Here is a 23,600-nt window from a genome sequence, read left to right as displayed (position 1 = left end):
TCCCGCCCGCGACGACCGCATCCGCTCCCAGCCAGGGGTCAGGCCCCGTCTGCCCGCAGCTCGTCGTTCGCCTCGTAAATGCGGAAGGGTAGGAAGACGAGCAGCCGCGCGACGGCGATGAGCACCGGCAGGCCCAGGTAGGACAGGGAGACCACGGTGAGGACCGCTGCCGGCTGGCTGGTCGCGGTGCCGTCGAAGCCGACCATGCCCAGCATCCAGCCGACGGCGGCGGCGCCGACGCCCTGACCGATCTTGATGCCGATCGAGGAGGCCGAGAAGGTCAGTCCCTGGACGTCGTGCCCTGTCGTCATGCGGATGTTGTCGCCGACTGCGGCGACATAGGCCATGAACGTGCCCAGGAAGGACGCGTTACCGACCGCCGCGATGACGAGGGCGATGACGACGCCGGTGAGGCTGTCGCGCACGAACCACGCCAGGAGGTAGCCCGCGATCGCGATAACGGTGGAGATGACGTTGATGCGCCACACCCCGAAGCGGTCGGTGAGGGAGGGCAGGACGGCGAGGACGACGGCCATCGGTGCGAAGATGGCCGTGGTGAGCACGCCGAGGTGCTCCTCGTTGCCCAGGACGTAGGTGGCGTAGTAGACGCCCGCGCCACCGGTGAGGCCGAGGTTGATGTAGAACAGCGTCGTGATCCCGAGGATCATGAGGAAGTACTTGTTGCGCAGGACGGTGACCAGGTCAGCGCCGACGCCACGGGTCCTGAGCGACGCCTGCTGCTTGTCCCGGGCAACCTCGGCCCGTGCCTCCTCCTTCGTCCAGGTCCTGAGCTCCTTGACGGCGAAGCAGGAGATGAGCAGCAGGACGACGATGACGCACCCGTAGAGGGCACCGACCGCCGCCCACCCGGCCCGGCCCGTCCCGAAGTGCCTGACGAGGGGCAGGGTGATGGCGTTGATGACGAGGATCGCCAGGATCGTGCAGATAAACCGGATGGACCCCATGGAGACCCGGGTCGGCTCGTGCGTCGTCGTCAACGCGACGAAGGCGTTGTAGGCGATGTTGGCGGCCGTGTAGAAGAAGGTCCCGACGAGCAGGTACAGCACGAAGAAGTATCCTGCGCGGGCCGACTCGGACAAGCCCTCCGGCACGTTGAAGAGCATGAAGGTGCCGATGGCCAGGGGGAAGGTGGACCAGAACAGCCAGGGTCGGGCCCGTCCCCACCGGGTCCTCGTGCGGTCCAGGAGGAGGCCGAACAGGAGGTCGGAGACGCCGTCGGTCAGGCGGGCGACGAGCATGAGCGTGCCCAGGATGGCGGCGCCGACGCCCATGACGTTCGTCATGTAGAACATGGCGAAGGCGGAGATGAAGCTCCAGGAGAAGTTCATGCCCGCGTCGCCCAGACCGTAGCCGATCTGGCGGATGAGCGGCAGGCGGGTGGACTCGGGCTCGGTGCGTGTCTCGGATGTCATGCTCGGACCTGCCCGTCGAAGGTGATCGCACCCGCGTCGTGGGCGTGGAAGGCGACCTCGAGCTCGACGGGGCCGTCGGCCAGGACGATGCGTCCGGCGTCGGCGTCCCAGGAGCCGAGCTGGGTCAGGCGCACCGGCACGTCCACCTCGCGGCTGCGGCCGGCGGGCACCTCGACCGTGGCGAAGCCGAGCAGCTGGGTCTCGTCGGCGTGCTCGCCGCCGCGGCCGTAGACCTGCACGACCTGGATGCCGTCACGCCCGCCGGTGTTGGACACGGTGGCGCGCACGGTGAGGACGCGGTCGGCGCCCTCGCCGGTGGAGGCGGTGACCCGGGCGTCGTCGAGCCGGTAGGTCGTGTAGGACAGGCCCCAGCCCAGGGGGAAGGCCGCCTCGACGCCGAGGCGGTCCAGGAGCCTCTGGCCGTGCCACCGGTCGTAGGTGACGGTCGTCCACGTGCGGTCGAAGGCGGGCAGGTGGTCCTCGCTGGTCGGGATGGAGAAGGGTAGGCGGCCGGAGGGGTTGACGGCGCCGCTGAGGACGTCGGCGAGGGCGTGGCCGCCCTCCATGCCGGCGTACCACATCATGACGATGGCGGGGACCTTCGAGCGCCAGGCCTCCATCATGATCGTGCCGGCGCCTACGAGGGCGACGACGGTGCGCGGGTTGGCGGCTGCGACCGCCGTGATGATCTCCTCGTCGACGGCGCGCAGGCCGAGGGCGGCGCGGTCGCCGCCGTAGCCGTCGGTCATGATCGAGTTGGAGTCGCCCGCGGGCTCGGAGGCGCCCTCGGGCAGCGGCGGGTAGAGGCTGCGCAGGACGGGGTTGGTCATGGTGTCGGTGCCGACCCACTCGCCCTCGTCGTGCTTGGTGAAGCCGGCGACGACCACGGCCACGTCCGCCTTCGCGGCGGCCTCGGCGGCGGCCTGAGGGTCGTCGGCCTCGACGTGCAGGACCTGCGCCTGCGGGTAGCGGGCCGTCAGGCCTTCCAGCGGTGTGACGTAACTCGGGGGACGGACCTTGGAGGAGCCGGCGTCGCCCATGTTCTCGGCCGTGGCCAGGCGACCGATGACCGCGATCGTGGTCGGCTGCTCGGGCAGCGGCAGGACGGGCACGCCGTCGACGTCGTCGTTCTTGAGCAGGGTCATGGAGCGGTTCGCGACCTCGCGCGCGAGGGCGCGGTGCTCGTCACTGGCGAGGAGGGTCAGGTCCTCGGGGACGTCGTCACGGGTGGCGTAGGAGCGCAGCTGGGCGCCCAGGAGGCGCACGGCGCTGCGGCGCACATCGTCCCAGGAGACCTCACCGGCCTCGAGTGCCCCGGTCATCTGCTCCTTGCGCTGCTGGGTGAAGGGCTCCTCGAGATCGAGACCGGCCTTGAGGGAGGCGGGGCCGTTGCGCAGGCCCCAGATGAAGTCGGAGACGGTGATGCCCTCCCAGCCCCACTGCTCGCGCAGCACGGTGGTGAGGAGGTAGCGGTTCTGCCCGGCCCACTCGCCGTTGACGGAGTTGTAGGCGCTCATGATCGCGGCGACGCCCTCGTCGACGGTCCGCTTGAAGTGGGGCAGGTACTGCTCGTGGAGGGTGGCCTCGTCGACGGTGACGTCGACCTCGAAGCGCTTGTTCTCCATGGAGTTCAGGGCGTAGTGCTTGGCGCAGGCCATGGCGTGGCGCTGGATGCCGCGGGTGAGGGCGGCGCCCATCTCGCCCAGGATGCACGTGTCCTCGCCGTAGGTCTCCTGGATGCGCCCCCAGGCGGGGTGGCGGGGCAGGTTGATGCACACCCCGCCGAAGAAGTTGCCGCCGACGGCGCGGACCTCGGTGCCGATCGCGTCCCCGACCCTCTCTTCGAGGTCGGTGTCCCAGGTGGCGCCGCGCGCCATCGAGACGGGGAAGGCGGTGCCGTTCGCGCTGACGCATCCGCGTGGGCCGTCGACGAAGCGGGTCCCGGGGATTCCGAGGCGGTCGATCCGACCGTGGACGTAGGGGACGGTGTTGTATCCGATCTGCATCATGTCGGACATGCCCTCCCAGAAGGGCGTGTCTCCGTCGAGCAGGGACAGTCGTTCCTCGTCGCTGAGCTGGTCGTAGAGTTTCTCGGCCTCGGCGAAAGGGTCGGCGCCCTGTTCGACTGCGCGGACCGAGTCTTCGAACGGCGTCGCCGTCATGGGATCCTCCTTTGATGTGCTCCATTGCAATCAACAAACCGACTAGTTGGTCGGTATGAGAATTACAGACCCCGCCCCGCCGTCTTGTCAAGAGCCGCAAGGGGAGGGGTTTCCTCCCGGGCGCCCGCGCTCCCCCGCGACCGTTAAGGTGGTGGGCGTGATTGACTCCAGCGAAGGCGACAGGATGCCGGGCCCGGCCATCTGGTGGCAGTGGGCGACCGTGCTCGTGTCCCTGGGTGGCCTGGCCGCGGTCGTCGGCTTCGCCCTGACGAATCATCCGCACCGCGCGGTTCTCGCGCTCGCGGCGACCCTTGGCGCGATGGCGCTCTTGCGCCTGCTCCTTCCGGGGCGCCCCTGGTTCGCCTCGAGGAATCGCTGGATGGATTCGGCGGTCCTGGCGGGCATCGCCCTGGCCCTGTGGTACTTCTCGCCCTTCACGGCGACGATGGGCATCGGCTGAGTGATCGTCTGAGCGGGCGCTTCCGCCCGCGGGGATCGGGATCGTCGAGGGCGAAGGCGCCCCTCGGGCGGGGTTGGACGGATCGGGTCTTGAAAGCGCGCGCCCGGGAGCGCACAATCAAGTAATCTCGATGTCGAGATAAATTTTGCAGGAGCGCCGCTCCCCGAACCGCAGCCCCGGAGGACACATGTCGAAAATCAAGGTCGCCGGTCCCGTCGTCGATCTCGACGGCGATGAGATGACCCGCATCATCTGGCAGTTCATCAAAGACCGCCTGATCTTCCCCTATCTCGATCTCGACCTGCGCTACTACGACCTCTCCATCCAGAACCGCGACGCCACCGACGACCAGGTGACCATCGACGCCGCCAACGCCATCAAGGAACACGGCGTCGGAATCAAATGCGCGACCATCACCCCCGACGAGGCGCGCGTCGAGGAATTCGGCCTCAAGAAGATGTGGAAGTCCCCGAACGGGACGATCCGCAATATCCTCGGCGGCGTCGTCTTCCGCGAGCCGATCATCATCGACAACATCCCCAGGCTCGTCCCCCACTGGACCAAGCCCATCGTCGTCGGCCGCCACGCCTTCGGCGACCAGTACCGCGCGACCGACTTCAAGGTGCCCGGCGCGGGTACGATCACCCTCACCTACACGCCCGACGACGGCTCCGAGCCGATCCAGCACGAAGTGATCCGCATGCCCGAGGGCGGGGGCGTCACGATGGGCATGTACAACTTCAACGAGTCGATCGCCGACTTCGCCCGCGCCTCCTTCGAATACGGGCTCGACCGCAACTACCCGGTCTACCTCTCGACGAAGAACACGATCCTCAAGGCCTACGACGGCGCCTTCAAGGACATCTTCGCCGACGTCTTCGAACGCGAGTACAAGGAGCGCTTCGAGAAGGCGGGCCTGCGCTACGAGCACCGCCTCATCGACGACATGGTCGCCTCCTCCCTCAAATGGAGCGGTGGCTACGTGTGGGCCTGCAAGAACTACGACGGCGACGTCCAGTCCGATACCGTCGCCCAGGGCTTCGGATCGCTCGGGCTCATGACCTCCGTCCTCGTCACCCCCGACGGGCGCACGATGGAGGCCGAGGCCGCCCACGGCACCGTCACGCGCCACTACCGCCGTCACCAGCGCGGCGAGGTGACTTCGACGAACCCGATCGCCTCGATCTTCGCCTGGACCCGCGGTCTCGCCCATCGCGGCAAGCTCGACAACGCGCCCGAGGTCATCGGATTCGCCCGCACCCTGGAGGAGGTCGTGATCTCGACCGTCGCCTCCGGACGCATGACGAAGGACCTCGCGCGCCTCATCGACCCGGATGCGCCGTGGCTCACCACGCAGGGCTTCCTCGAAGCGCTCGACGAGGACTTGAAGGCTCGACTGGTCTGAACGCCTCATCGCCGATGAGCGCCTCCTTCTCGCGCCGGCGCCCCCAGGGGCGGGTTCGGCGCGCGGGTGCCGCGGGCGGCGTCGAGCAGAAGATGCGAGCGCTTCCGCCCGATGCCGCCGGGGCGGCGGGATTCCTCCCGCCGCCCCGCACTCATGTCGGGAGCGTGTTTCTCGCATTGTGGGATGGCCCTGAGGGCATTTCGCGTCCCCGAGCCTCTATGGGCATGCTGGGCCTAAGCATTGGTCAAACACACGTCAGGATCGGTTATGCGAAAGTTCATTGAGAAGAGCGGCATCCTCTTCTGGGTGCTCGTGGCGATCATCCTCGCCCTCATTCTCGGCTCGCTGAAAGTCGGCGACGCCCATCTGGTTCCGCTTTCAGTCGGCAGGATCTTCGCGACCTTCTCCTCCCTGTTCAGCCAGTTCCTCTCCTTCTCGATTCCGCTCATCATCATCGGCCTCGTCACTCCTGCGATCGCCGACCTCGGCCGCGGCGCGGGCAAGTGGCTCGGCATCACCGCCGCGATCGCCTACGGCTCGACCCTCTTCTCCGGATTCCTCACCTACCTCGTGAGCGCGGCGACCTTCCCGAAGCTCCTCGGCGCCGGCCTCGCCGATGTGAAGGAACCGGGCTCCGCCCTCGACACCTACTTCACGGTCGAAATGCCCGCAGCGCTCCAGGTCATGACCGCGCTGCTCCTGTCCTTCGTCGTCGGCATCGGCCTGTCGATGGTCCCCCGCGGCGTCCTGCGCAAGGGCTTCATCGAATTCCGCGCGATCATCACGAAGCTCATCGAGAAGATCATCATCCCGCTGCTCCCGCTCCACATCTTCGGCATCTTCCTCAACCTCACGTACACCGGCGAGGCGTGGAGCATCATGCGGACCCTCGTGCGAGTGGTCGTCGTCGTCCTCCTCCTCGAGGTCGTCATCCTCCTCACGCAGTACATCGTCGCAGGCGCCATCGGCAAAAAGAACCCGATCAAGTCCCTCCTGACGATGATGCCCGCCTACCTCACGGCCCTCGGCACCTCCTCCTCGGCGGCGACGATCCCCGTGACCCTGCGTCAGGCGAAGAAGAACGGCATCTCCGACGCCGTCGCCTCCTTCACCATCCCGCTGTGCGCGACGATCCACCTCGCGGGTTCGACCTCGAAGATCTTCGCATTCGCCTTCGCGATCGTGTTCACTCAGGGCATCGACGTCTCCGCGGCCCAGTGGGTCGGATTCATCTTCATGCTCGGCATCACGATGGTCGCGGCGCCGGGCGTGCCCGGCGGCGCCATCATGGCGGCCACGGGCCTCCTCTCCTCGATGCTCGGCTTCAACGACGCGCAGGTCGCGCTCATGATCGCGACCTACATCGCCCTCGATTCCTTCGGCACGGCCACCAACGTTACCGGGGACGGTGCGATCGCGATCGTCGTCGACAAGCTCGCCGACGGCCGGATCGGCGCCGAGGGCGACCCTGAGAACGCCCGTGAGCTCGCATTCGACGGCATGGCCTACCTGGACAAGGTCTCCGTCGAGGGCGTCGTGAGCGCCGAGGAGCTCGCGGCCTCGGCCGCTCAGAACGCGGTCGTCGAGCAGGGCGCATCCGCCTGAGCCTTCCGCTTCGATCGGGCTCGCCCGGTTCGCCCGGTTCGCCCGGTTCGTCGAGGCCGTCGGGGCCGTCGGGGCCGCTCCGGATCCGGCTGGTCTGGGGCCGGCTGGTCTGGGTCTGAGTTGGGTCGGCTCGGGTTTGACGGGCCCGGAACGGGGTGAGCTGGCTTGGGTCGGTCTGGGTCTGAGTTGGTCTGGACTCGGTCGGATCGGTTCCGGCTGGCCAGGATCGGGTCGGCTCGGGTCTGGCGGGCCCGGAACGGGGTGACCCGAGTCGGGTTGGATCTCTGGGGGTTGTCCCGCTCCGCCGACGGCGGAGCGGGACAACCCCATGAGGTGAGGGTTATGCGCCTTCCCCTCTCCTTGCGGACCCGGATGCGGCTACAAGTCGGACAACAGGAGCGGGGTTCCCGTGGGGTGCTGGCTACAAGTCGGACAGTGGAGTGGGGTCTTCTGCGGGTTGCTGGCTACAGGTCGGACACCGATGAGGGGGAGGGCGGCTACAAGTCGATCAGTAATCGGCCAAAACGCCCCTTTTTCGCTTGAAACCCTCTTGAATTTCCGAGTTGTTGTCAGGGTCGGGGTGTGGCCTGTCTGAGTTGTTGCCGGGGGGGCAGGGTGTGGCCTGTCCGAGTTGTTGTCAGTGATGCTTGAGCGGGTGTCGGAGTTGTTGTCGGAGAGGGGGAGGGGCCGCGTCCCGGGCCACTGCACGCGCTTCACGTGCGAGCGAGCCGTGGATGTCATGGCACGAGTATCACAGCTCCCGGAGCGGGGGCTTGGGATGGTTCGTGGGGCGGGGTCTGGATCGGGGCTTGATATGGCTCCCGGAGCGGGGGCTTGGGATGGTTCGTGGGGCGGGGTCTGAATCAGGGCCTGCTATGGCCCCCGGAGCGGGGGCTTGGGATGGTTCGTGGGGCGGGGTCTGAATCAGGGCCTGCTATGGCCCCCGGATCGGCCGCTTGGGGCGAATCGCGGATCGGGATCTGAGCGGGAGTTTCAGCGATTGCTCTCAGTATCCGATGGAGCCCACTTCCGATCCCGGCGTCCACCGGTGCGCTGGCCGACTGCGTCCACGCATCCGAGGGCCCCACCCTTTGGGGTGCTTCGCGCGGGTGAACCCGACCTATCTGGGTACTCCCCCCGAGGCCGCTTCTGTGCGATCGTTGCCGTACGTTCGACGACGAGTGCGAAGGAGCCCATCATGAGCGATGATCCGATGACGAACCCGGGCAGCTCGGGCGAGCCCGAAGGGGAGGGGGCTCAGCCATTGATGCCCCCGATCGGGCAGCAGAATCCTCCTGGACTCGGCGGTACCGCGCCGGCTCCTCAGGAACCGGTCCCGCCCGTCCCCTATGCGCAGTGGGCGCCGGGAGCTCAGGAGCCCTCTCAGCAGGCGCCCTTCGGAGATCGGCCCGCCCAGGGCGGAGCGTCGCAGTCACAGCCCTACCTCCAACAGCCTCCGATGCCTCAGCAAGCGGGGATCCCGCCTCAGGGACCGGGAGGCTTCCAGCCCGCTCCGCCATCGCAGCAGCCCGGCGTGCCCCAGCAACCCGCTATGCTCCAGCAGGCGGCTCCGCAGCAGCCCCCGGTCCCCCCCCCCGATGCCGAACGCGCCCTACGGTCAGCCCGCTCAGGCTCTGCAGGCCGGAGCAGCGGCCCAACAAGCCGCCACGCCTCCTCAGGCCCTAACTTCCGCTCAGCCCACGGGCCGTGCCCCTACGCCCAGCAGCAGGGCTACCCGCAGCCGGGATTCCAGGGCTCGCAGCCCCCGACCCAGCCCTTCGGCCAGCAGGTGCCCGGCGCGCCCCTCCCTCCCGGCGGAGCCGTACCGCCCGCCCCGATGATGCCCCCGGTCGGCGGCACGGGCGGCGCCCTCGGGAAGAAGGGCATTGCGGGCTACATCGTCATCGCTCTGCTCCTCATCCTCATGCTCGTCTTCGGCCTCAAGGGGTGCGCCGATGTGAAACGGAGCGCCGAAGCGCCGATCGATGTCCCGATCATCGATCCTGAGCCCGCCCCCGATCCCGGACCCGCTCATGGCGGGGACTCGACGGAGAAGCTGATGACCGGGCAATTCCCCGCAGGATACGAATTCAACCTCTTCGAGGAGATGAGGCTGGGCCCGTGGCGCATCCAGTACCAGGGCGTGACGCCGAATGCGATGGGAGTCGTCGAGTCCTCGCCGGAGTCGGGCATGACCTGCGCCCTCGTGAGGGTTCAGGTCGCCTACGAGGGCGACGTCGCCGAGGGCGAGGACTACTACGACGCCCTCGACATCACCTACATCCTCAAAGACGGCACGGAAATCGAATTCTGGCAGTCGAGGAATCTGGCACCCCATGACCTCCTCGCTTTCGAGAACTACGTGCTCAAGCCGGGCGAGGCCAGGACCGGTAAATTCATCTTCGACGTGCCCCTCGACTCGGTGCCGGACAAGGTCCGTTTCACGCTGGTCGGTGGGGAATCCAAGGAATTCCCGCTGCCGACGAGCCTCGATTGATGCTTCTCCGCCTCCCGGTCGATGGAGTGCGCGGCCGGGAAGCGGGGATTCTCGCGTCCTCGCCTGCGCGCAATCGCGGGCCGAGGGCATGCCCTGCGGGCCGAGGGCATGCCCTGCGGGCAAGAGGAAGCATCGTCGGACGGCGGACGCCTCGGTGATGATCTTGCCGGCGACGCTCCGCGGGCAAGGGGGAAGGAGCGGCTAACGAGGGCGCCCCGCGCCCTTCCCGCCCCTGAACGGCGACGAAGGAACGGGAATATGTGCGCCGGGTGTGAACGCGTGCTTTTCCAGTGATCGCAGTGGATCAAGCCCCTCCCGTCTCGGGACGTTTTCACACGTGAGCGTCGATGCGCCATAGACTGCCCATGACTCAATCGCGCCAGAAGTCTCAGGCAGAACGGAACGACATGGGCATCGAACTCGGTCAGACGATCGTCTCGACTGGAAACACTCGCATCGGCGTCCTCACCTCCGGTGGCGACGCGCAGGGAATGAACGCGGCCGTGAGGGCCGTCGTGAGGACGGCGCTCGCGGTCGGTGCGCGCCCCTTCGCCGTGATGGAGGGCTGGGCCGGAGCCGTCAAGGGCGGTGAGGCGATCAAGGAACTCCAATGGTCCGACGTGTCGAGCATCCTCGCCGAGGGCGGCACCGTGATCGGAACCGCGCGCTGCCCGGAGTTCAGGGACTACGAGGGGCGCCATGCGGCGGCCCGCAATCTCATCGAGCGGGGCATCGACCGCCTGGTCGTCATCGGCGGCGACGGATCGCTGTCAGGCACGGACGAGTTCCGGGGCGAATGGTCCCAGCACATGCGCGAGCTCGTCGACGAGGGCGTGATCCCCCAGGAGGTCGCCGACGAGCACCCGGCGCTGATGGTCGTCGGCCTCGTCGGGTCGATCGACAACGACATGGTCGGAACCGACATGACGATCGGCGCGGATACGGCCCTCCACCGCATCGTCGACGCGATCGACCAGCTCACCAGTACCGCGGCCTCCCACCAGCGGACCTTCGTCGTCGAGGTGATGGGGCGCCACTGCGGCTACCTGCCCCTCATGGCCGCGGTCGCCGGCGGCGCGGACTACGTGTTCACCCCCGAGGACCCGGTGGGGCCCGGCTGGGAGGACGATCTCGCCGAGCACCTGCGGCTCGGACGCGAAGCGGGCCGTCGCGAGTCGATCGTCCTGGTCGCCGAGGGCGCGACCGACCGCGAGGGCAATCTGCTCACCACGCAGCACATCGCCGACACCATCACCGTCAAGACCGGAGAGGACGCCCGCGTCACGATCCTCGGACACGTCCAGCGCGGCGGATCGCCCTCGGCCTACGACCGCTGGATGTCGACACTGCTCGGTTACGCGGCCGTCCAGGAGATCCTCTCCACCGGCCCCGAGGACGTGCCGTGCATTCTGGGCGTGCGGCACAATCGCGTGACGCGGATCCCGCTGATGAAGGCCGTCCGGGATACGAGGGCGGTCAAGGACCTGATCGCGGCGGGTGATTTCCCGGCCGCTCAGGCGAGCCGGGGCACCTCCTTCACAACGATGGTCGAGATCAACCGGATCCTGTCGACCCCGCCGCAGCTCACCCCGGTTCCCGAGGGTTCGCGCAGGCGCATCGGCGTCCTCCACGCGGGCGGCCTCGCCCCCGGCATGAACACGGCGGCCCGTGCCGCCGTCCGTCTCGGCATCGCGCGCGGGTGGACGATGCTCGGCGTCAACGGGTCCTGGAGGGGCCTGGCCGATAACGACGTCCGAGAGCTCACCTGGGCGGACGTCGAGGGCTGGGCCTTCAAGGGAGGCGCCGAACTCGGCACCCGTCGTGAAGTCCCCGAGGTCGAGCAGTACTACGCCCTCGGCCGCGCCATCGAACGCAACGGCCTCGACGCCCTCGTCGTCATCGGCGGCCTGAACGCCTATCTCGCAGTGAAGGCGATGATGGACGAGCGCGACCGCTACCCGGCCTTCCGCATCCCGATCGTCCTCATCCCGGCGTCGATCGACAACAACCTGCCCGGCTCGGAGCTGTCGATCGGCGCGGACACCGCGATCAACAACGCGACTTGGGCGCTCGACCGGATCAAGGAGTCGGCGGCTGCGACCAGGCGCTGCTTCGTCGCCGAGATCATGGGCAGGCGCTGCGGCTATCTCACGCTCATGTCCTCCCTGTCGTCCGGGGCCGAGTACATCTACCTCAATGAGGACTCGGTGGATCTGGGGACGATCGCCGCGGATTCGAAGCGCATGGTCGAGTCCTTCGCCGGGGGGCGCAGGCTGTTCCTCGTCCTCGTCAATGAGGCCGTGTCGAAGTTCTACGACCGGGAGTTCCTGGCCTCCGTCTACGAAGCAGAATCCGGCGGCGTCTACGACGTCCGGCACTCGGCGCTGGGGCATCTTCAGCAGGGCGGGGCTCCGAGCCCCTTCGACAGGCTCCTGGCGACCAGGCTCGCGAACCGCGCGCTCGAGCACCTGCACAATCAGTTCACCCGCGGCGAGTCCGAGGGCGTCTACATCGGCCAGGTGGGCAACAGGATCGAGGCGCGCCTCGTGAAGAACATGTTCGACGATCTCGACATCGTGAACAGGCGGCCCTTCGACCAGTGGTGGCGCGAACTCACCCCCGTCCAGCGGATCGTGTCGATGAAGGATTGCGGGACTCCCGCGTCGGCGATCACGATCGCCTCATCCGAGGCCTAATAGACTCGACCTTCGAGGAAACCTCCAAGAACAGGAGCATCATGACCGATATTCCGGCGATCGATCCGATGACGACGCCCGCGTGGGAGGCGCTCGACGCGCGTGCCGACGCTTTCGACCCCGACCTGCGGGCGTGGTTCGCGGCCGACCCGAAGCGGGCGGCCACGTGGACGCGCGATGCGGCCGATCTGCACGTCGACCTCTCGAAGAATCTCATCGACGAGGACGTGCTCGCCGAGCTGCTGGCGCTCGCCGAGCAGACGGGCGTGCTGGACCTGCGCGACCGCATGTTCGCGGGCGAGCACATCAACGTCACCGAGGACCGGGCAGTCCTCCACACGGCGCTGCGGCGCCCGGCCGAGGATTCGCTCGAAGTCGACGGTCAGGACGCGATCGCCGATGTCCACGCGGTCCTCGCGAAGGTCTACGACTTCGCCGACCGCGTGCGCTCGGGCGAATGGACGGGTATCACCGGCAAGCCGGTCGAGACCATCGTGAACGTCGGCATCGGCGGTTCCGATCTCGGCCCGGTCATGGCGTACGAGGCGCTCAAGCCCTTCGTCCGAGAGGGCCTCGAGTGCCGTTTCATCTCGAACATCGACCCCACGGATGCGGGCGAGACGACGAAGGGCCTCGATCCTGAGACGACCCTCGTCATCGTCGCCTCCAAGACCTTCACGACCCTCGAGACGATCACGAACGCGAAGGTCGTGCGCGAGTGGTTCCTCGGCGCGCTGCGCGAACGCGGCCTGGCGACCGACGAGGCGGGGGAGAAGGAGGCGATCGCGAAGCACTTCGTCGCCGTCTCGACCGCTTTGGACAAGGTCGCCGAGTTCGGCATCGATCCGAACAACGCCTTCGGCTTCTGGAGCTGGGTCGGCGGTCGCTACTCCGTGGATTCGGCGGTCGGCACCTCCCTCGCCCTCGCGATCGGTCCGGATGGCTTCGAGGACTTCCTCGCCGGTTTCCGCGCGATGGACGAGCACTTCGCGACCGCTGCGCCCTCGGATAACGTCCCGCTGCTCATGGGCCTGCTCAACGTCTGGTACTCGAACTTCCTCGGCGCCGACACCCACGCGGTCCTGCCCTACTCGCAGTACCTGCACCGGTTCCCGGCCTACCTGCAGCAGCTCACGATGGAGTCGAACGGCAAGTCGGTGCGCCGCGACGGCGCGCCCGTGACCTACGACACGGGCGAGGTCTTCTGGGGGGAGCCCGGCACGAACGGCCAGCACGCCTTCTACCAGCTCATCCACCAGGGCACGCGGATGGTCCCGGCCGACTTCATCGCCTTCGCGAATCCGGCGTGGCCCTTCAAGGAGGGTGAGAAGGACATGCACGAGCTGTTCCTCTCGAACTTCCTCGCGCAGACGAAGGCCCTCGCCTTCGGCAAGACCTCCGAGGAGGTGCGTGCGGAGGGGACGCCCGAGCACATCGTGTCGGCGCGCGTCTTCACGGGCAACCGTCCGACGACTTCGATCATGGCGCCCTCGCTCACCCCGCGCGTCCTCGGCGAGCTCATCGCCCTGTACGAGCACATCACCTTCGTCCAGGGCGCCGTGTGGGGGATCGACTCCTTCGACCAGTGGGGCGTCGAGCTCGGCAAGGTGCTCGCGCTCCAGATCCTCCCGGCGATCGAGGGCGATGCGGATGCCCTGGCCGGACAGGATCAGTCGACGAAGGCGCTCATCGAGTACTACCGGGCGAATCGGGACTGATCGCGCGAAGCCCGGCTCGAACTGAAGGTGCGGGTGGCCTTCCCCAGGCGGGGAGGCCACCCGCATTGCGCGTCCGGTCTTCGATCATGCGCCCGCTCTTCGCCCGTGCGCATGGCCGTCGATCGTGCCCGCTCTTCGAAGGGGGCCGCGCTCGCGGGCAGTGGGACTGCGCTCGGGGGCGGCGGGGCCTTCCGGCGCCTTTCGGGGCCCTTCAGCAGTACAACCCCGAAGGTCCTCAGCCCCCGAAGGCCATCAGCCCCCGAAGGTGGTCAGCCCCCGAAGGCCATCAGCCCCCGAAGGTGGTCAGCCCCCGATCGGGTCAAGGGGCTCGAGAACGATCGTCGACGTGGAGGCGGGTTCGGGGGCGGATTGCGCGGCGATCCGTTCGTTCCGGTGGAGGTGCAGCGCCTCCGGCGAGGTCTGCGCTTCAAGGCGCCGCTTCGCCTCCTCCACATCGAAATCCGCCGCGGGCCACTTCGGGTCGATCTCCTCGAGTGCGCGGACGAGGATCTCCTGGACGGCGAGGCGCGCGTACCACTTGTGATCGGCGGGAACGACGTACCAGGGCGCGATCCGGGTTGAGGTCCGCGAGATGACCTCGGAGTAGGCGCGCTGGTATGCGCTCCACCGGTCCCGGGTATCGAGGTCCCCCATGGAGAACTTCCAGTGCTTATCGGGCCGCTCGAGACGTTCGAGCAGGCGCGCGCCCTGCTCTGCGTAGGAGATGACCAGGCAGATCTTGATCACGCGGGTGCCTGAGCGGATCGCCTCGACTTCCATGTCGTAGATGTCGTGATACCGGCGGTTGAGCTCGTCCTCATCAGCGCAGAATCGCGAGGACTCGCCGGTGAGCGCGGCGGCCGTCGGCACGAGGAGGTCCTCGTAGTGCGAACGGTCGAAGACCCCGATCATGCCCGGTCGCGGGAGACGGGGGCGGATCCGCCAGAGGAAGTCGTGGGCGCGTTCCTCCTCCGTCGGGGCCTTGAAAGCGGTCAGGGCGACGCCCTGCGGGTCGACTTGACCCACGACATGACGGACGATGCCGCCCTTCCCCGCGGTGTCGAGCCCCTGAATGATGAGGAGGACCGAGTCGCGGGCCTCGCCCTTCGACGAGGCGTAGAGGCGTTCTTGAAGTTCCGAGAAGTCCTCGGCGCGGGACGCGAGGGCCTTCTCGGCGGCCTTGCGCCCGCCGGACCAGCCGGGGGTGGCGTCGCGCGCGAGGGATTCCAGATCGAAGTCGGGCCCCACGGCGAGGGCGCTTCGCGGATCGACGTCCCAATCGCGGGCGGGACCGTGAAGACGAGGCTCGGGAGGGGTCTGCGCCCCCGTCCCCTTCTTGTTCTTCTTCCGCTTCTTCGCCCGCGCGTCCTCGGCGATCGCCTTCGCGCGTGAGACCGCCTTCGCGCGCGCCTTCGCCTCGGCCTTCGCCCTCTTCGCGTCCTTCTTGGCGCCCATCGCCGGTCCTCCCCGCTGTCGGCTTCGATCCCCTTTCCACTGTAGTCACTCGGGGGCCTCGTCCCGTGCGTCCGCCGGGGTGCGGGACCGGGCTGCGGGACCGGGGATCCTCGGACGGGGGAGCGGAAGGGACGAGTCGCGCCCAGCCGGGGGAGGGGCGCTCCCCGCCGGATCCTCCGGCCGCTGAGCGATGGGGAGGCGGAATGACTGAGATCACGCGTTGAGAAGATCCTCCTTCTTGGATCCTGGGACTGCATACCCTTACCGACGAGGGCCGCTCCGCTTAGGCTATGGGGCATGGGTGCGCGGTGCGCACCGCCACCAGTCGGCGTCGATATCCGGCGCCGCTTACGAATATGAAGGAGTGCCGCATCATGGCAGAACCTCGCATCGTCACCGTCACCGGCGCCGCCGGAAACATCGGCTACGCCCTCCTGTTCCGGATCGCCTCCGGCCAGCTGTTCGGTCCCGATGTCCCCGTCAAGCTTCACCTCCTCGAGATCCCCCAGGCCGTGAAGGCCGCTGAGGGCACCGCGATGGAACTCGACGACTGCGCCTTCCCGATGCTGTCGGGCATCGAGATCTTCGACGATGCCGCCAAGGCCTTCGAAGGCACGAACGTCGCCTACCTCGTCGGCGCGATGCCGCGCCGCCAGGGCATGGAGCGCGCCGACCTCCTCGAGGCGAACGCCGGCATCTTCGGCCCGCAGGGCAAGGCGATCAACGACGGCGCCGCCGATGACGTGCGGGTCCTCGTCGTGGGCAACCCGGCGAACACCAACGCCACGATCGCGCAGAACGCGGCCCCGGACGTCCCGGCCTCCCGCTTCACCGCGATGATGCGCCTCGACCACAACCGTGCGGTCGCCCAGCTCGCCCACAAGACCGGCGCCGCCGTCGCCGACATCAAGAACCTCGTCGTGTGGGGCAACCACTCCGCCGACCAGTACCCGGACGTCTCCTACGCGACCGTCGCCGGCAAGCCCGCCGCCGAGCTCGTCGACGAGGCCTGGCTGGCCGAGACCTACCGTCCGGTCGTCGCCAAGCGCGGCGCCGCGATCATCGAGGCGCGCGGAGCCTCCTCGGCGGCCTCCGCCGCGAATGCCGCGATCGACCACATGTACTCGTGGATCCACGGCACGCCCGAGGGCGAGTGGGTGACCTCCGCGATCATGTCCGACGGCACGCACTACGGCGTTCCCGCGGGCCTGTGCTACGGCTTCCCCGTCACCTCCGACGGCGGCGAGTGGCAGGTCGTCGACGGCCTGGAGATCTCCGAGGCGACCCAGGCGGGCATCGACCACAACATCGCCGCCCTCCAGGAGGAGTACGACGCCGTCAAGGCGCTCGGCTTCATCAAGTGATCCAGGCGCGCTCGCACTGAGCGCGCCCCCGGTCACCGCCGGGAGCGCGAATGACGAGGCGGCCGCGAACCGAAAGGTTCGCGGCCGCTTTCACCGTTCTCGGCGGAAGACCGGTCCGAAGCATCACGCGGAGGCGCCGACCTCGAGGATGAGCCGGGCCGTGTCCTCATCGATGATGATGGATTTCGCGAGACCGGAGCGCATGCACACGACGAGGGGGCGGGCCTTGTTCGGGCCCCAACCGATCGCGAGCGTGCGCTTCGCCCGCTTCACGGCGTCGAGAGTGACGGCGATCGTCCGATGCTCGAGCTCCGCCGACACCGGTCTGCCCTCGGCGTCGACGAAATGCGAGAAGAGATCGGTGACCGCGCCGAGGTCGCGGAGCCTGTCCATGCCGCGCGCCGTGAGGAAACCTGAACGCACGAGGACCGATTCGGGTTCGAGGATCCCGGGGGAGAAGACGACGAGATCGGAATCGGGTCCCGCCTCGAGAGTCGTCGCAACCGATGGCTCCCGCCGCAAACGGATCCCCAGATCCGGGTCCGTGACGATCGCCGGAGCGGGGATCATGTGACCGACACCGTGACCGCGCCTGGCCATGAGGCCGATCGAATCGGCGACCTCATCGTCGTTCGAACGGACGAGCCCCCCGTACATCTGGTAGACGTCGAGACCAGAGGTCCACTCGTCGGGCATCGCCCGTGCGACCGCGGTGAGCGAACGCCCCCAGGCGATGCCGAGCGAACGCGGAGTCGGGCGGATCGCGGTGATGTAGTCCGCAGTTGCGGAGGCGACGAGCGCGCCCGTCGCCGCGAGGGACTCCTGCGCGCGGACGACGATCGCCTCCACGATCCCGAACCCGGAGATGATCTCCTTCTCGAGGTCGCGCACGCGCGCCCTCGGGTGATTGATCGTGATCGAAACGATTCCCGATTGGCGGGCCTCCTCGAGGAGACGACCGACTGTCCACCGCGTGCAGTTCATGCGGTCGGCGATCGCGTCCTGCGTCATGTTCTCGTAGTAGTAGAGCTGCGCTGCTCGGAGCACGAGCAGTTCGCGATCGCCGTCCATGATGCCTTTCATCCCCCTTAGCGGGCGCTCGCGCTGAGCGCCTCCACGCGCACTCCGTGAAGGTCGTGCATCATTTCGAGTTCCCGTCCGAACAGGTCGTACAGCCTCCTGTACTGCGTGTAAAGCGCATCGTAAGCCACCGCGGAGGACTCGTTCGGTTCGTAGGAAACCTCGGAGACGCCCGCCATCGCCTTCGCGGCCTCGGCCACGTCCTCGTAGGCTCCGGCGGCGACGGCCGCGAAGATCGCTGAACCGTGAGCGCCCGCCTGGAGGGTGCGGGCGGTCCTGAGCGGGCGCCGTGTGACATCGGCGTACATCTGCATGAGGAATGAATTCCGCAGCAGGCCGCCGGCGATGAAGATCTCCTCGACCGGCACTCCGCACGCCTCGAAATTCTCGATGATGACGCGGGCGCCGAAGGCCGTCGACTCGAGGAGCGCACGGTACTGCTCCTCCGGGGTCGTCCGGAGCGTCTGCCCGATCATGAGGCCGGAGAGCTGCGAGTCGACGAGGGTCGACCGGTTCCCGTTCCACCAGTCGAGGGCGATGAGGCCGTGCTCCCCGACCTTCTGCTTCGCCGCACGCTCGGTGAGAACCTCGTGGACCGACACGTCGCGAACGCGGGCCTCCTCGAGGTAGGAGGCGGGCACCGAGGAGTCGACGAACCAGGCGAAGATGTCGCCGACGGCCGACTGCCCGGCCTCGTAGGCCCATGCGCCCTCGCTCACGCCACCATCAACGACCCCGAAAACTCCGGGGACCTCCTCGAGAGCCGCCGAGGGGAGGATCCAGCACGAGGACGTGCCGAGAATACCGGTGAGCTGACCGGGGGCGATCGCACCGACGGATACGCACTGGACGTGCGCGTCGATATTGCCGGCGGCGACGGCGATCCCTGCGGGGACGCCGAAGGCGATCGCCCACTCCTCGCGCAGACCGTCGACGCAGGAGCCGAGGGGGACGATCGGGTGGCTCATCTTCTCGGTGAAGACCTTCCCGAACCCGGGAGCGAGCGCCTCAAGGAAATCAGGATCGGGGTATTTCCCGTTCTGGTACATGCGCTTGTATCCGGAGTCGCCCGCGGCGTAGGCGAGGGTGCCCGAGAGCACCCATGTCAGCCAATCAACGAGATCGAGGATCTCGGCGGTGCGGGCGTAGAGCTCGGGAGCGCGTTCGAAGAGCTCGAGGGACTTCGGGAGGAGCATCTCGGAGGAGAGGATCCCGCCGTAGCGGGGGAGCCATTCCTCGCCGCGCTCCTTCGCGAGGGCGACGATGCGGTCGGCCTGCTGCTGAGCGCCGTGGTGCTTCCACAGCTTGAGGTACGCCTGAGGTTCGGCGGTGAACTCGGGGCGTTCGCACATTGGCCTCCCCACTGCGTCGGTCGTGAGGACCGAGGCCGAGGTGCAATCAAGGCCGATGCCGACGACGCGGGAGCCATCGATGCCGGAGGCCCGGATCGCATCGGGCACCGCCTCGCGCATCGCGGTGAGGTAGTCGCCGGGGACTTGGAGGGCGTAGCCGGGCGGAAGGGGAGCCCCGCCCGCGACGGTGAGCGCCCGATCCATGATCGGAGTCGCGTACTCGCGCACGGCGTCGGCGAGGACCTCGCCGTCGCTCACGCGCACGACCGCAGCCCTCACGGAGAGCGTGCCGAAGTCGAGTCCGATGGTGTAGGTGTTCGTGGGGTCGTCGTTGACCATGTGTCGTCCTCTTCGAGTGGGGGAATGCGTGCAGGGCGGAGGGCCCTACGGGGATCCGGCCCCGCCTCGATGAGACGGGGCCGGGAATCACGAGAGCTGCGGGGTCAGACGCCGGGGTGACGGCCCCAGTAGCCGTCCGGGGAGAAGAGCCTGGCGATGACCTCGTCGAACAGGCCCATGTCGACGAGGGCGTCGAGGATCGTGTAGCGCGACCGGATCATCTGGGCCTTGACGTGGGTCTCGCGGAAGCGATCCATATCGATGCCGATCATCTCCGGGTGGGAGGGGGCGCCCACCTTCTCGAGGCGTTCGGCGGCTTTCTCCGGCGCAATGAGCTGCGGGCGGACCCGCTCGACAAGACGCGGCCACACGCGTTTGAGATCGGCGAGGCGGGCGCGCAGCTCATCGCCCTGAAGGTTCTTGAACACGGTGTGCTTGACGGCCTCGTCCGCGATCCGCGGGATCATGAGCGAGCGGACCTTCGCCTCGACCTCCTCGTCGCTCGGGGCCGCGACGACGACCGCTTCGACGTCGATCGCCCCGACGTCGATCTTCAGGGCCTCCTCCCAGATCGCGCAGGAGGCGACCGTGCCGACGCCGACCTTCATGCCGTGAGAGAGCGGGGGCTCCCAGTCGAGGCCGTGGCCCTCCATCTCCCACACGTGGGAGAACTGGTGCCCGGCGCCCGAGGCGGGGCGCGAGGATTGGGCGGCCTGCATTGCGAGTCCCGACATGATGTTGCCCTCGGCGAGCCCGGTGATCGCTTCGACATCGCCCTCGCCGATCCGCTCGGGGTCTGCGAGTGCGTCGCGGAGCGGGCCCTGGACGAGGGACCACACGTAGTCGTCGATCGCTTCGATGCCGAGCTCGTCGGCGAGGATCCAGTCCGCGCCGGCGGGGATTTTCTCGATGAGGTCGCCGTAGCCGGTCGCGATGAGGCGCTTCGGAGAGGCGGCGATGACGCGGAGATCGGCGACGAGGGCGGCCGGTGCCGGGCAGTCGCGGGTGATCTTGAAGCCGTCGCGCGAGATCGAGGCTCCGAAGGACGCGTAGCCGTCGACGGAGGGGGCGGTGCACACGTTCATGTACTCGCGTCCGAGTTCGCCCGAGGCGAGCTTCGCGATGTCGTTGAGCGTTCCCGAGGCGATCGAGCACACGACGGTGTTCTCGAGGGGGCGGATGTGCTCGCGGAGGATCTCGACGTTCTCGTATCCGGCGTAGAGGGTCGGGGTGCCGGGGAAGACGTAGGGCTCCTCCGCCGCTTCGACTCCGGCCGCCGCGAGGGAGGCGACGACCTCCTCCCCGGCGGCGGCGAAGGTGTTGCCGTCGGCGACGACGAGCACGCGGGCGCCGGGGAAGACGCGGGCGAAGAGCTCACCGGTGCGGCCGAGGACGTCGGCGCCGAAGAGGATGTCCTTCGTGTCCGTCGCCGTCTTCAGCGCCTGCTCGATCAATTCCTGAGACATGTCGTTACTCTTTCCGGTCGGTCACGCGAGGTGATCGACCATCTGGTGGGAGAGCTCCTGCATCCGCGGGTAGGTCTCCATGTACTTTTCGAGGTAGAACTGGTATTCCTCGTGAACCTCGGGCCGGGGCTCGATGCGAGCGGTCTCGCGGACCATGTTGCGGGCCGCGTCCTGGATCGACTGGTACTGGCCCGAGCCGACGGCGGCGAGCATGCACGAGCCGAGGACGACCGCGTCGCCGACCTCAGTGAGGGTGACGGGCAGGCCGGTGACGTCGGCGTGCATCTGCATCCAGTCCCGCGACTTCGTGGCGCCGCCGCAGGCGACGAGCTCGGTCGAGGCGAATCCGGCGTCCTTGAAGGCCTTGAGGACGTGCGCGGTGCCGTAGCAGACCGCCTCCTCGATCGCGTGGTAGACCTGCTCGGGTGTTGTGCCGAGGGTGAGGCCCCACATGATGCCGCGCGCCTTGGAATCGGTGTAGGGCGTCCGGTTGCCCTGGAAGTACTCGTTGATGATGAGGCCGTTCGAGCCGACGGGAATGTCGGCGACGCGTTCGTCGAGGATCTTGTAGGGGTTCATGCCGAGGCGCTCGGCGGCGCCGGTGATGTCTCTGCAGAAATTGTCCTTGAACCATTTGAGGACTGAGCCGGAGGAGACGAGGCCGCCCTCGCAGGTGTACTGACCGGGGATGACTCCGTCGGTGTAGCCGCCGAAGAAGCCCTCGCCGTGGAGGGGGCTGCCGGACTGGCCGGTGATGACGTGGGAGGAGCCGGTGATGACGGCGGTCTTGCCCGGGGAAACGACGCCGAGGCCGATCTGGCCGGCCCACGCGTCCGCGCAGCCCTGGGCGACCGGGGTGCCGGGGAGCAGCCCGAGCTCCTGGGCGGCGGAGACGGAGAGGCCGCCGATCGGGACGCCGAGGTCGCAGACCTTCTCGGGGATCTTCTCGAAGACGTCGCCGCAGCCGATGTGCTCGTAGAACTCGACGGGCCAGCCGCCCTTGTCGCGGTTGTAGTACATGCGCAGTGCGGCGGAGTTGATGTTGAGGGTCCACTCGCCGGTGAGCTTGTAGGTGAGCCATTCGGGGGCGTCGACGAGGCGGTGGGCCCGCTTGTAGGTCTCCGGCTCGTTCTCCTTGAGCCAGGCGGCCTTGAAGGGGTACCACTCGGCGGTGGCAGGCATCGTGCCGCCGCCGTTGTACAGGCGCGCCCAGTGGGCGATGGTTTCGGCGCGGGACGATTGCTCTGTCGCGCGGACGTCCATCCACATGATCGCGTTGCGCAGCTCGCGCCCGTTCTCGTCCATCGCGACGACGGTCATCGTCGTCGCGTCGTAGGAGATGCCGGCGATGTGACGGGCGGGGATGCCGGTCTCGTCGAGGACCTTGCGGGTCGAGGCGACGAGGGCGTTCCACCAGTCGCTCGGGTTCTGCTCCGCTTGGCCGGGGCGCGGGTGGTAGGTCTTGTAGGGGGTCGCGGCGAAGGCGATCGGGTGGCCGGCGAGGTCGAAGATCGCCGCGCGGCACGACTCGGTGCCGTAATCGAAGCCGATGACGAAGGGGCCTTCGTATCCGGGTGCAACCATTTCGGTCTCTTCCTTTCTGGCCGCTCAGGGGCGGTACTGGCGGTGCGGGCGGCCGAGCGTCATGGGTCGGCGCCGTCCCCGCGGGTCAGACGATGGGGTCGTTGTCCTCGCTCCAGCCGATCTCGTCCCACATGGCGCGCGGGATGAGCCGGTCGATTCGGTCGAGGACGTGGTCGGGGCGGTGCTCGTCGTCGAGGTCGAGCGCCTCGGCGAGGGTGGATTCGCCGGTGAGGGGCATTGCGGAGTGCATGCCCGTGTTCACCGCCATTTGGATGTCGGTCATGATGCGGTCGCCGACCATCACGCAGTTCGCCGGATCGACGTCGAGGTCGCCGAGTGCGGCGGAGAGCATGACGGGGTCGGGCTTGCCGACGACCATTTCGCACTTCGTGTTCGTGCAGGCCTCGATCGCGGCGATGATCGAGGCGCAGTCGGGTTCGCCGCGGCCCCCGGGGAAGGGGCAGAAACGGTCGGGGTTCGTCGCGATGAGGACGGCCCGCTTGTGGAACCAGATGGCGTCGAAGGCGATCTGGAGTTTGCGGTAGTCGAAGGTCCGGTCGTAGGAGGCGACGACGACGTCGATCTCCTCGGGGTTCTCGCTCATCCGGATCCCCGCCTTCGCGAAGGTCCGCTTGAGGGGTTCTTCAGAGATCGGGAAGACGGTGAGGCCCGGCTTGTTCTCGAGGAGCCAGCGGGTCGTCGTGACGACGGTGTTCGCGATTTCCTCGACCGGGGTCGGCAGGCCGAGCCCGGCGAGTTTGGCGACGTACTGCTCGGGGTCCTTCGTCGGATTGTTCGAGAGGAAACGGACGGGGATGCCGCGGCGGCGGAGCTCCTCGATGAGCCTCTTCGCTCCTGGGAGGAGGCGGTCCCCCAAGTAGATCGTGCCGTCCATGTCGAAAACGTAGGCTTCGTACAGGCGTTCGGGCCATGCAGTGAGTTCGGCTGCTGTTTCCACCGTCCGTTCCTTTCTCGTGCCGTGCG

General features: G+C 68.0%; 15 protein-coding genes. 7 read left to right on the top strand and 8 right to left on the bottom strand.

Annotation, left to right across the window (positions count from 1 at the left end; genetic code table 11):
- Nucleotides 1-38 precede the first annotated feature (38 nt).
- A complete protein-coding gene (locus HD592_RS09290; protein WP_184453597.1) occupies nt 39-1,433 on the bottom strand; it encodes an MFS transporter in 1,395 nt (464 codons plus the stop codon).
- Nucleotides 1,430-3,595, bottom strand: coding sequence for a beta-glucosidase (locus tag HD592_RS09285; RefSeq protein WP_184453595.1), 2,166 nt, complete (start codon nt 3,593-3,595; stop codon nt 1,430-1,432). The genes HD592_RS09290 and HD592_RS09285 overlap by 4 nt, the downstream gene beginning before the upstream one ends.
- 157 nt (nt 3,596-3,752) lie before the next feature.
- Here HD592_RS09285 and HD592_RS09280 point away from each other — a divergent pair, with 157 nt between their 5' ends.
- From HD592_RS09280 to pgi, 6 genes are all read left to right on the top strand, one after another.
- A complete protein-coding gene (locus HD592_RS09280) occupies nt 3,753-4,055 on the top strand; it encodes a DUF3017 domain-containing protein (protein WP_343058786.1) in 303 nt (100 codons plus the stop codon).
- A 187-nt stretch (nt 4,056-4,242) separates the two neighbouring features.
- Complete coding sequence (locus tag HD592_RS09275; RefSeq protein WP_184453593.1) at nt 4,243-5,460, top strand: NADP-dependent isocitrate dehydrogenase; 1,218 nt, start codon at nt 4,243-4,245, stop codon at nt 5,458-5,460.
- 267 nt (nt 5,461-5,727) lie between these two features.
- Nucleotides 5,728-7,065 (top strand): dicarboxylate/amino acid:cation symporter, encoded by a 1,338-nt coding sequence (locus HD592_RS09270; RefSeq protein WP_184453591.1) that lies wholly within the window; start codon nt 5,728-5,730, stop codon nt 7,063-7,065.
- Nucleotides 7,066-8,263: 1,198 nt separating this feature from the next.
- Entirely contained in the window at nt 8,264-9,562 is a 1,299-nt protein-coding gene (locus HD592_RS09265; protein WP_184453589.1) for a hypothetical protein, read from the top strand.
- A gap of 407 nt (nt 9,563-9,969) precedes the next feature.
- Nucleotides 9,970-12,258 (top strand): 6-phosphofructokinase, encoded by a 2,289-nt coding sequence (locus HD592_RS09260; RefSeq protein ID WP_184454612.1) that lies wholly within the window; start codon nt 9,970-9,972, stop codon nt 12,256-12,258.
- 41 nt (nt 12,259-12,299) lie between these two features.
- Nucleotides 12,300-13,976, top strand: coding sequence for a glucose-6-phosphate isomerase (pgi, locus tag HD592_RS09255; protein ID WP_184453587.1), 1,677 nt, complete (start codon nt 12,300-12,302; stop codon nt 13,974-13,976).
- Nucleotides 13,977-14,279: 303 nt separating this feature from the next.
- Here the strand turns inward: pgi and HD592_RS09250 are convergent, their stop codons facing one another.
- A complete protein-coding gene (locus HD592_RS09250) occupies nt 14,280-15,431 on the bottom strand; it encodes a PPK2 family polyphosphate kinase (RefSeq protein WP_184453585.1) in 1,152 nt (383 codons plus the stop codon).
- 374 nt (nt 15,432-15,805) lie between these two features.
- Here HD592_RS09250 and HD592_RS09245 point away from each other — a divergent pair, with 374 nt between their 5' ends.
- Nucleotides 15,806-16,795: a malate dehydrogenase gene (locus tag HD592_RS09245; protein WP_184453583.1), complete on the top strand. Its 990-nt coding sequence runs from the start codon at nt 15,806-15,808 to the stop codon at nt 16,793-16,795.
- A 123-nt stretch (nt 16,796-16,918) separates the two neighbouring features.
- On the opposite strand, the gene HD592_RS09240 is transcribed toward HD592_RS09245, so the two are convergent.
- From HD592_RS09240 to HD592_RS09220, 5 genes are all read right to left on the bottom strand, one after another.
- On the bottom strand, nt 16,919-17,878 hold the full coding sequence (locus HD592_RS09240; RefSeq protein WP_246430010.1) for a sugar-binding transcriptional regulator: 960 nt from the start codon (nt 17,876-17,878) through the stop codon (nt 16,919-16,921).
- A 5-nt stretch (nt 17,879-17,883) separates the two neighbouring features.
- Nucleotides 17,884-19,566 carry a ribulokinase gene (locus HD592_RS09235; protein ID WP_184453581.1) on the bottom strand — a complete coding sequence of 561 codons (1,683 nt, stop codon included), beginning with the start codon at nt 19,564-19,566 and terminating at the stop codon, nt 17,884-17,886.
- A gap of 104 nt (nt 19,567-19,670) precedes the next feature.
- Nucleotides 19,671-21,032 carry a sn-glycerol-1-phosphate dehydrogenase gene (locus HD592_RS09230; RefSeq protein WP_184453579.1) on the bottom strand — a complete coding sequence of 454 codons (1,362 nt, stop codon included), beginning with the start codon at nt 21,030-21,032 and terminating at the stop codon, nt 19,671-19,673.
- Between the two features lie 21 nt (nt 21,033-21,053).
- Nucleotides 21,054-22,616, bottom strand: a complete 1,563-nt coding sequence (locus HD592_RS09225; protein ID WP_184453577.1) for an FGGY-family carbohydrate kinase — start codon at nt 22,614-22,616, stop codon at nt 21,054-21,056.
- A gap of 85 nt (nt 22,617-22,701) precedes the next feature.
- Complete coding sequence (locus HD592_RS09220; RefSeq protein ID WP_184454608.1) at nt 22,702-23,511, bottom strand: HAD-IIA family hydrolase; 810 nt, start codon at nt 23,509-23,511, stop codon at nt 22,702-22,704.
- Nucleotides 23,512-23,600 lie beyond the last annotated feature (89 nt).

It is taken from the genome of Schaalia hyovaginalis (assembly GCF_014208035.1).
In the GTDB taxonomy this organism is placed as follows: domain Bacteria; phylum Actinomycetota; class Actinomycetes; order Actinomycetales; family Actinomycetaceae; genus Pauljensenia; species Pauljensenia hyovaginalis.
This window is presented reverse-complemented; position numbering and strand designations above follow the sequence as displayed.

Bases quoted from the DNA above. Each gene is read 5' to 3' on its own strand.
- HD592_RS09240 (WP_246430010.1), bottom strand. From the start codon at position 17,878: ATGAAAGGCATCATGGACGGCGATCGCGAACTGCTCGTGCTCCGAGCA.
- HD592_RS09245 (WP_184453583.1), top strand. From the start codon at position 15,806: ATGGCAGAACCTCGCATCGTCACCGTCACCGGCGCCGCCGGAAACATC.
- HD592_RS09235 (WP_184453581.1), bottom strand. From the start codon at position 19,566: ATGGTCAACGACGACCCCACGAACACCTACACCATCGGACTCGACTTC.
- HD592_RS09225 (WP_184453577.1), bottom strand. From the start codon at position 22,616: ATGGTTGCACCCGGATACGAAGGCCCCTTCGTCATCGGCTTCGATTAC.
- HD592_RS09250 (WP_184453585.1), bottom strand. From the start codon at position 15,431: ATGGGCGCCAAGAAGGACGCGAAGAGGGCGAAGGCCGAGGCGAAGGCG.
- pgi (WP_184453587.1), top strand. From the start codon at position 12,300: ATGACCGATATTCCGGCGATCGATCCGATGACGACGCCCGCGTGGGAG.
- HD592_RS09270 (WP_184453591.1), top strand. From the start codon at position 5,728: ATGCGAAAGTTCATTGAGAAGAGCGGCATCCTCTTCTGGGTGCTCGTG.
- HD592_RS09265 (WP_184453589.1), top strand. From the start codon at position 8,264: ATGAGCGATGATCCGATGACGAACCCGGGCAGCTCGGGCGAGCCCGAA.
- HD592_RS09230 (WP_184453579.1), bottom strand. From the start codon at position 21,032: ATGTCTCAGGAATTGATCGAGCAGGCGCTGAAGACGGCGACGGACACG.
- HD592_RS09220 (WP_184454608.1), bottom strand. From the start codon at position 23,511: ATGGACGGCACGATCTACTTGGGGGACCGCCTCCTCCCAGGAGCGAAG.
- HD592_RS09285 (WP_184453595.1), bottom strand. From the start codon at position 3,595: ATGACGGCGACGCCGTTCGAAGACTCGGTCCGCGCAGTCGAACAGGGC.
- HD592_RS09260 (WP_184454612.1), top strand. From the start codon at position 9,970: ATGGGCATCGAACTCGGTCAGACGATCGTCTCGACTGGAAACACTCGC.
- HD592_RS09290 (WP_184453597.1), bottom strand. From the start codon at position 1,433: ATGACATCCGAGACACGCACCGAGCCCGAGTCCACCCGCCTGCCGCTC.
- HD592_RS09275 (WP_184453593.1), top strand. From the start codon at position 4,243: ATGTCGAAAATCAAGGTCGCCGGTCCCGTCGTCGATCTCGACGGCGAT.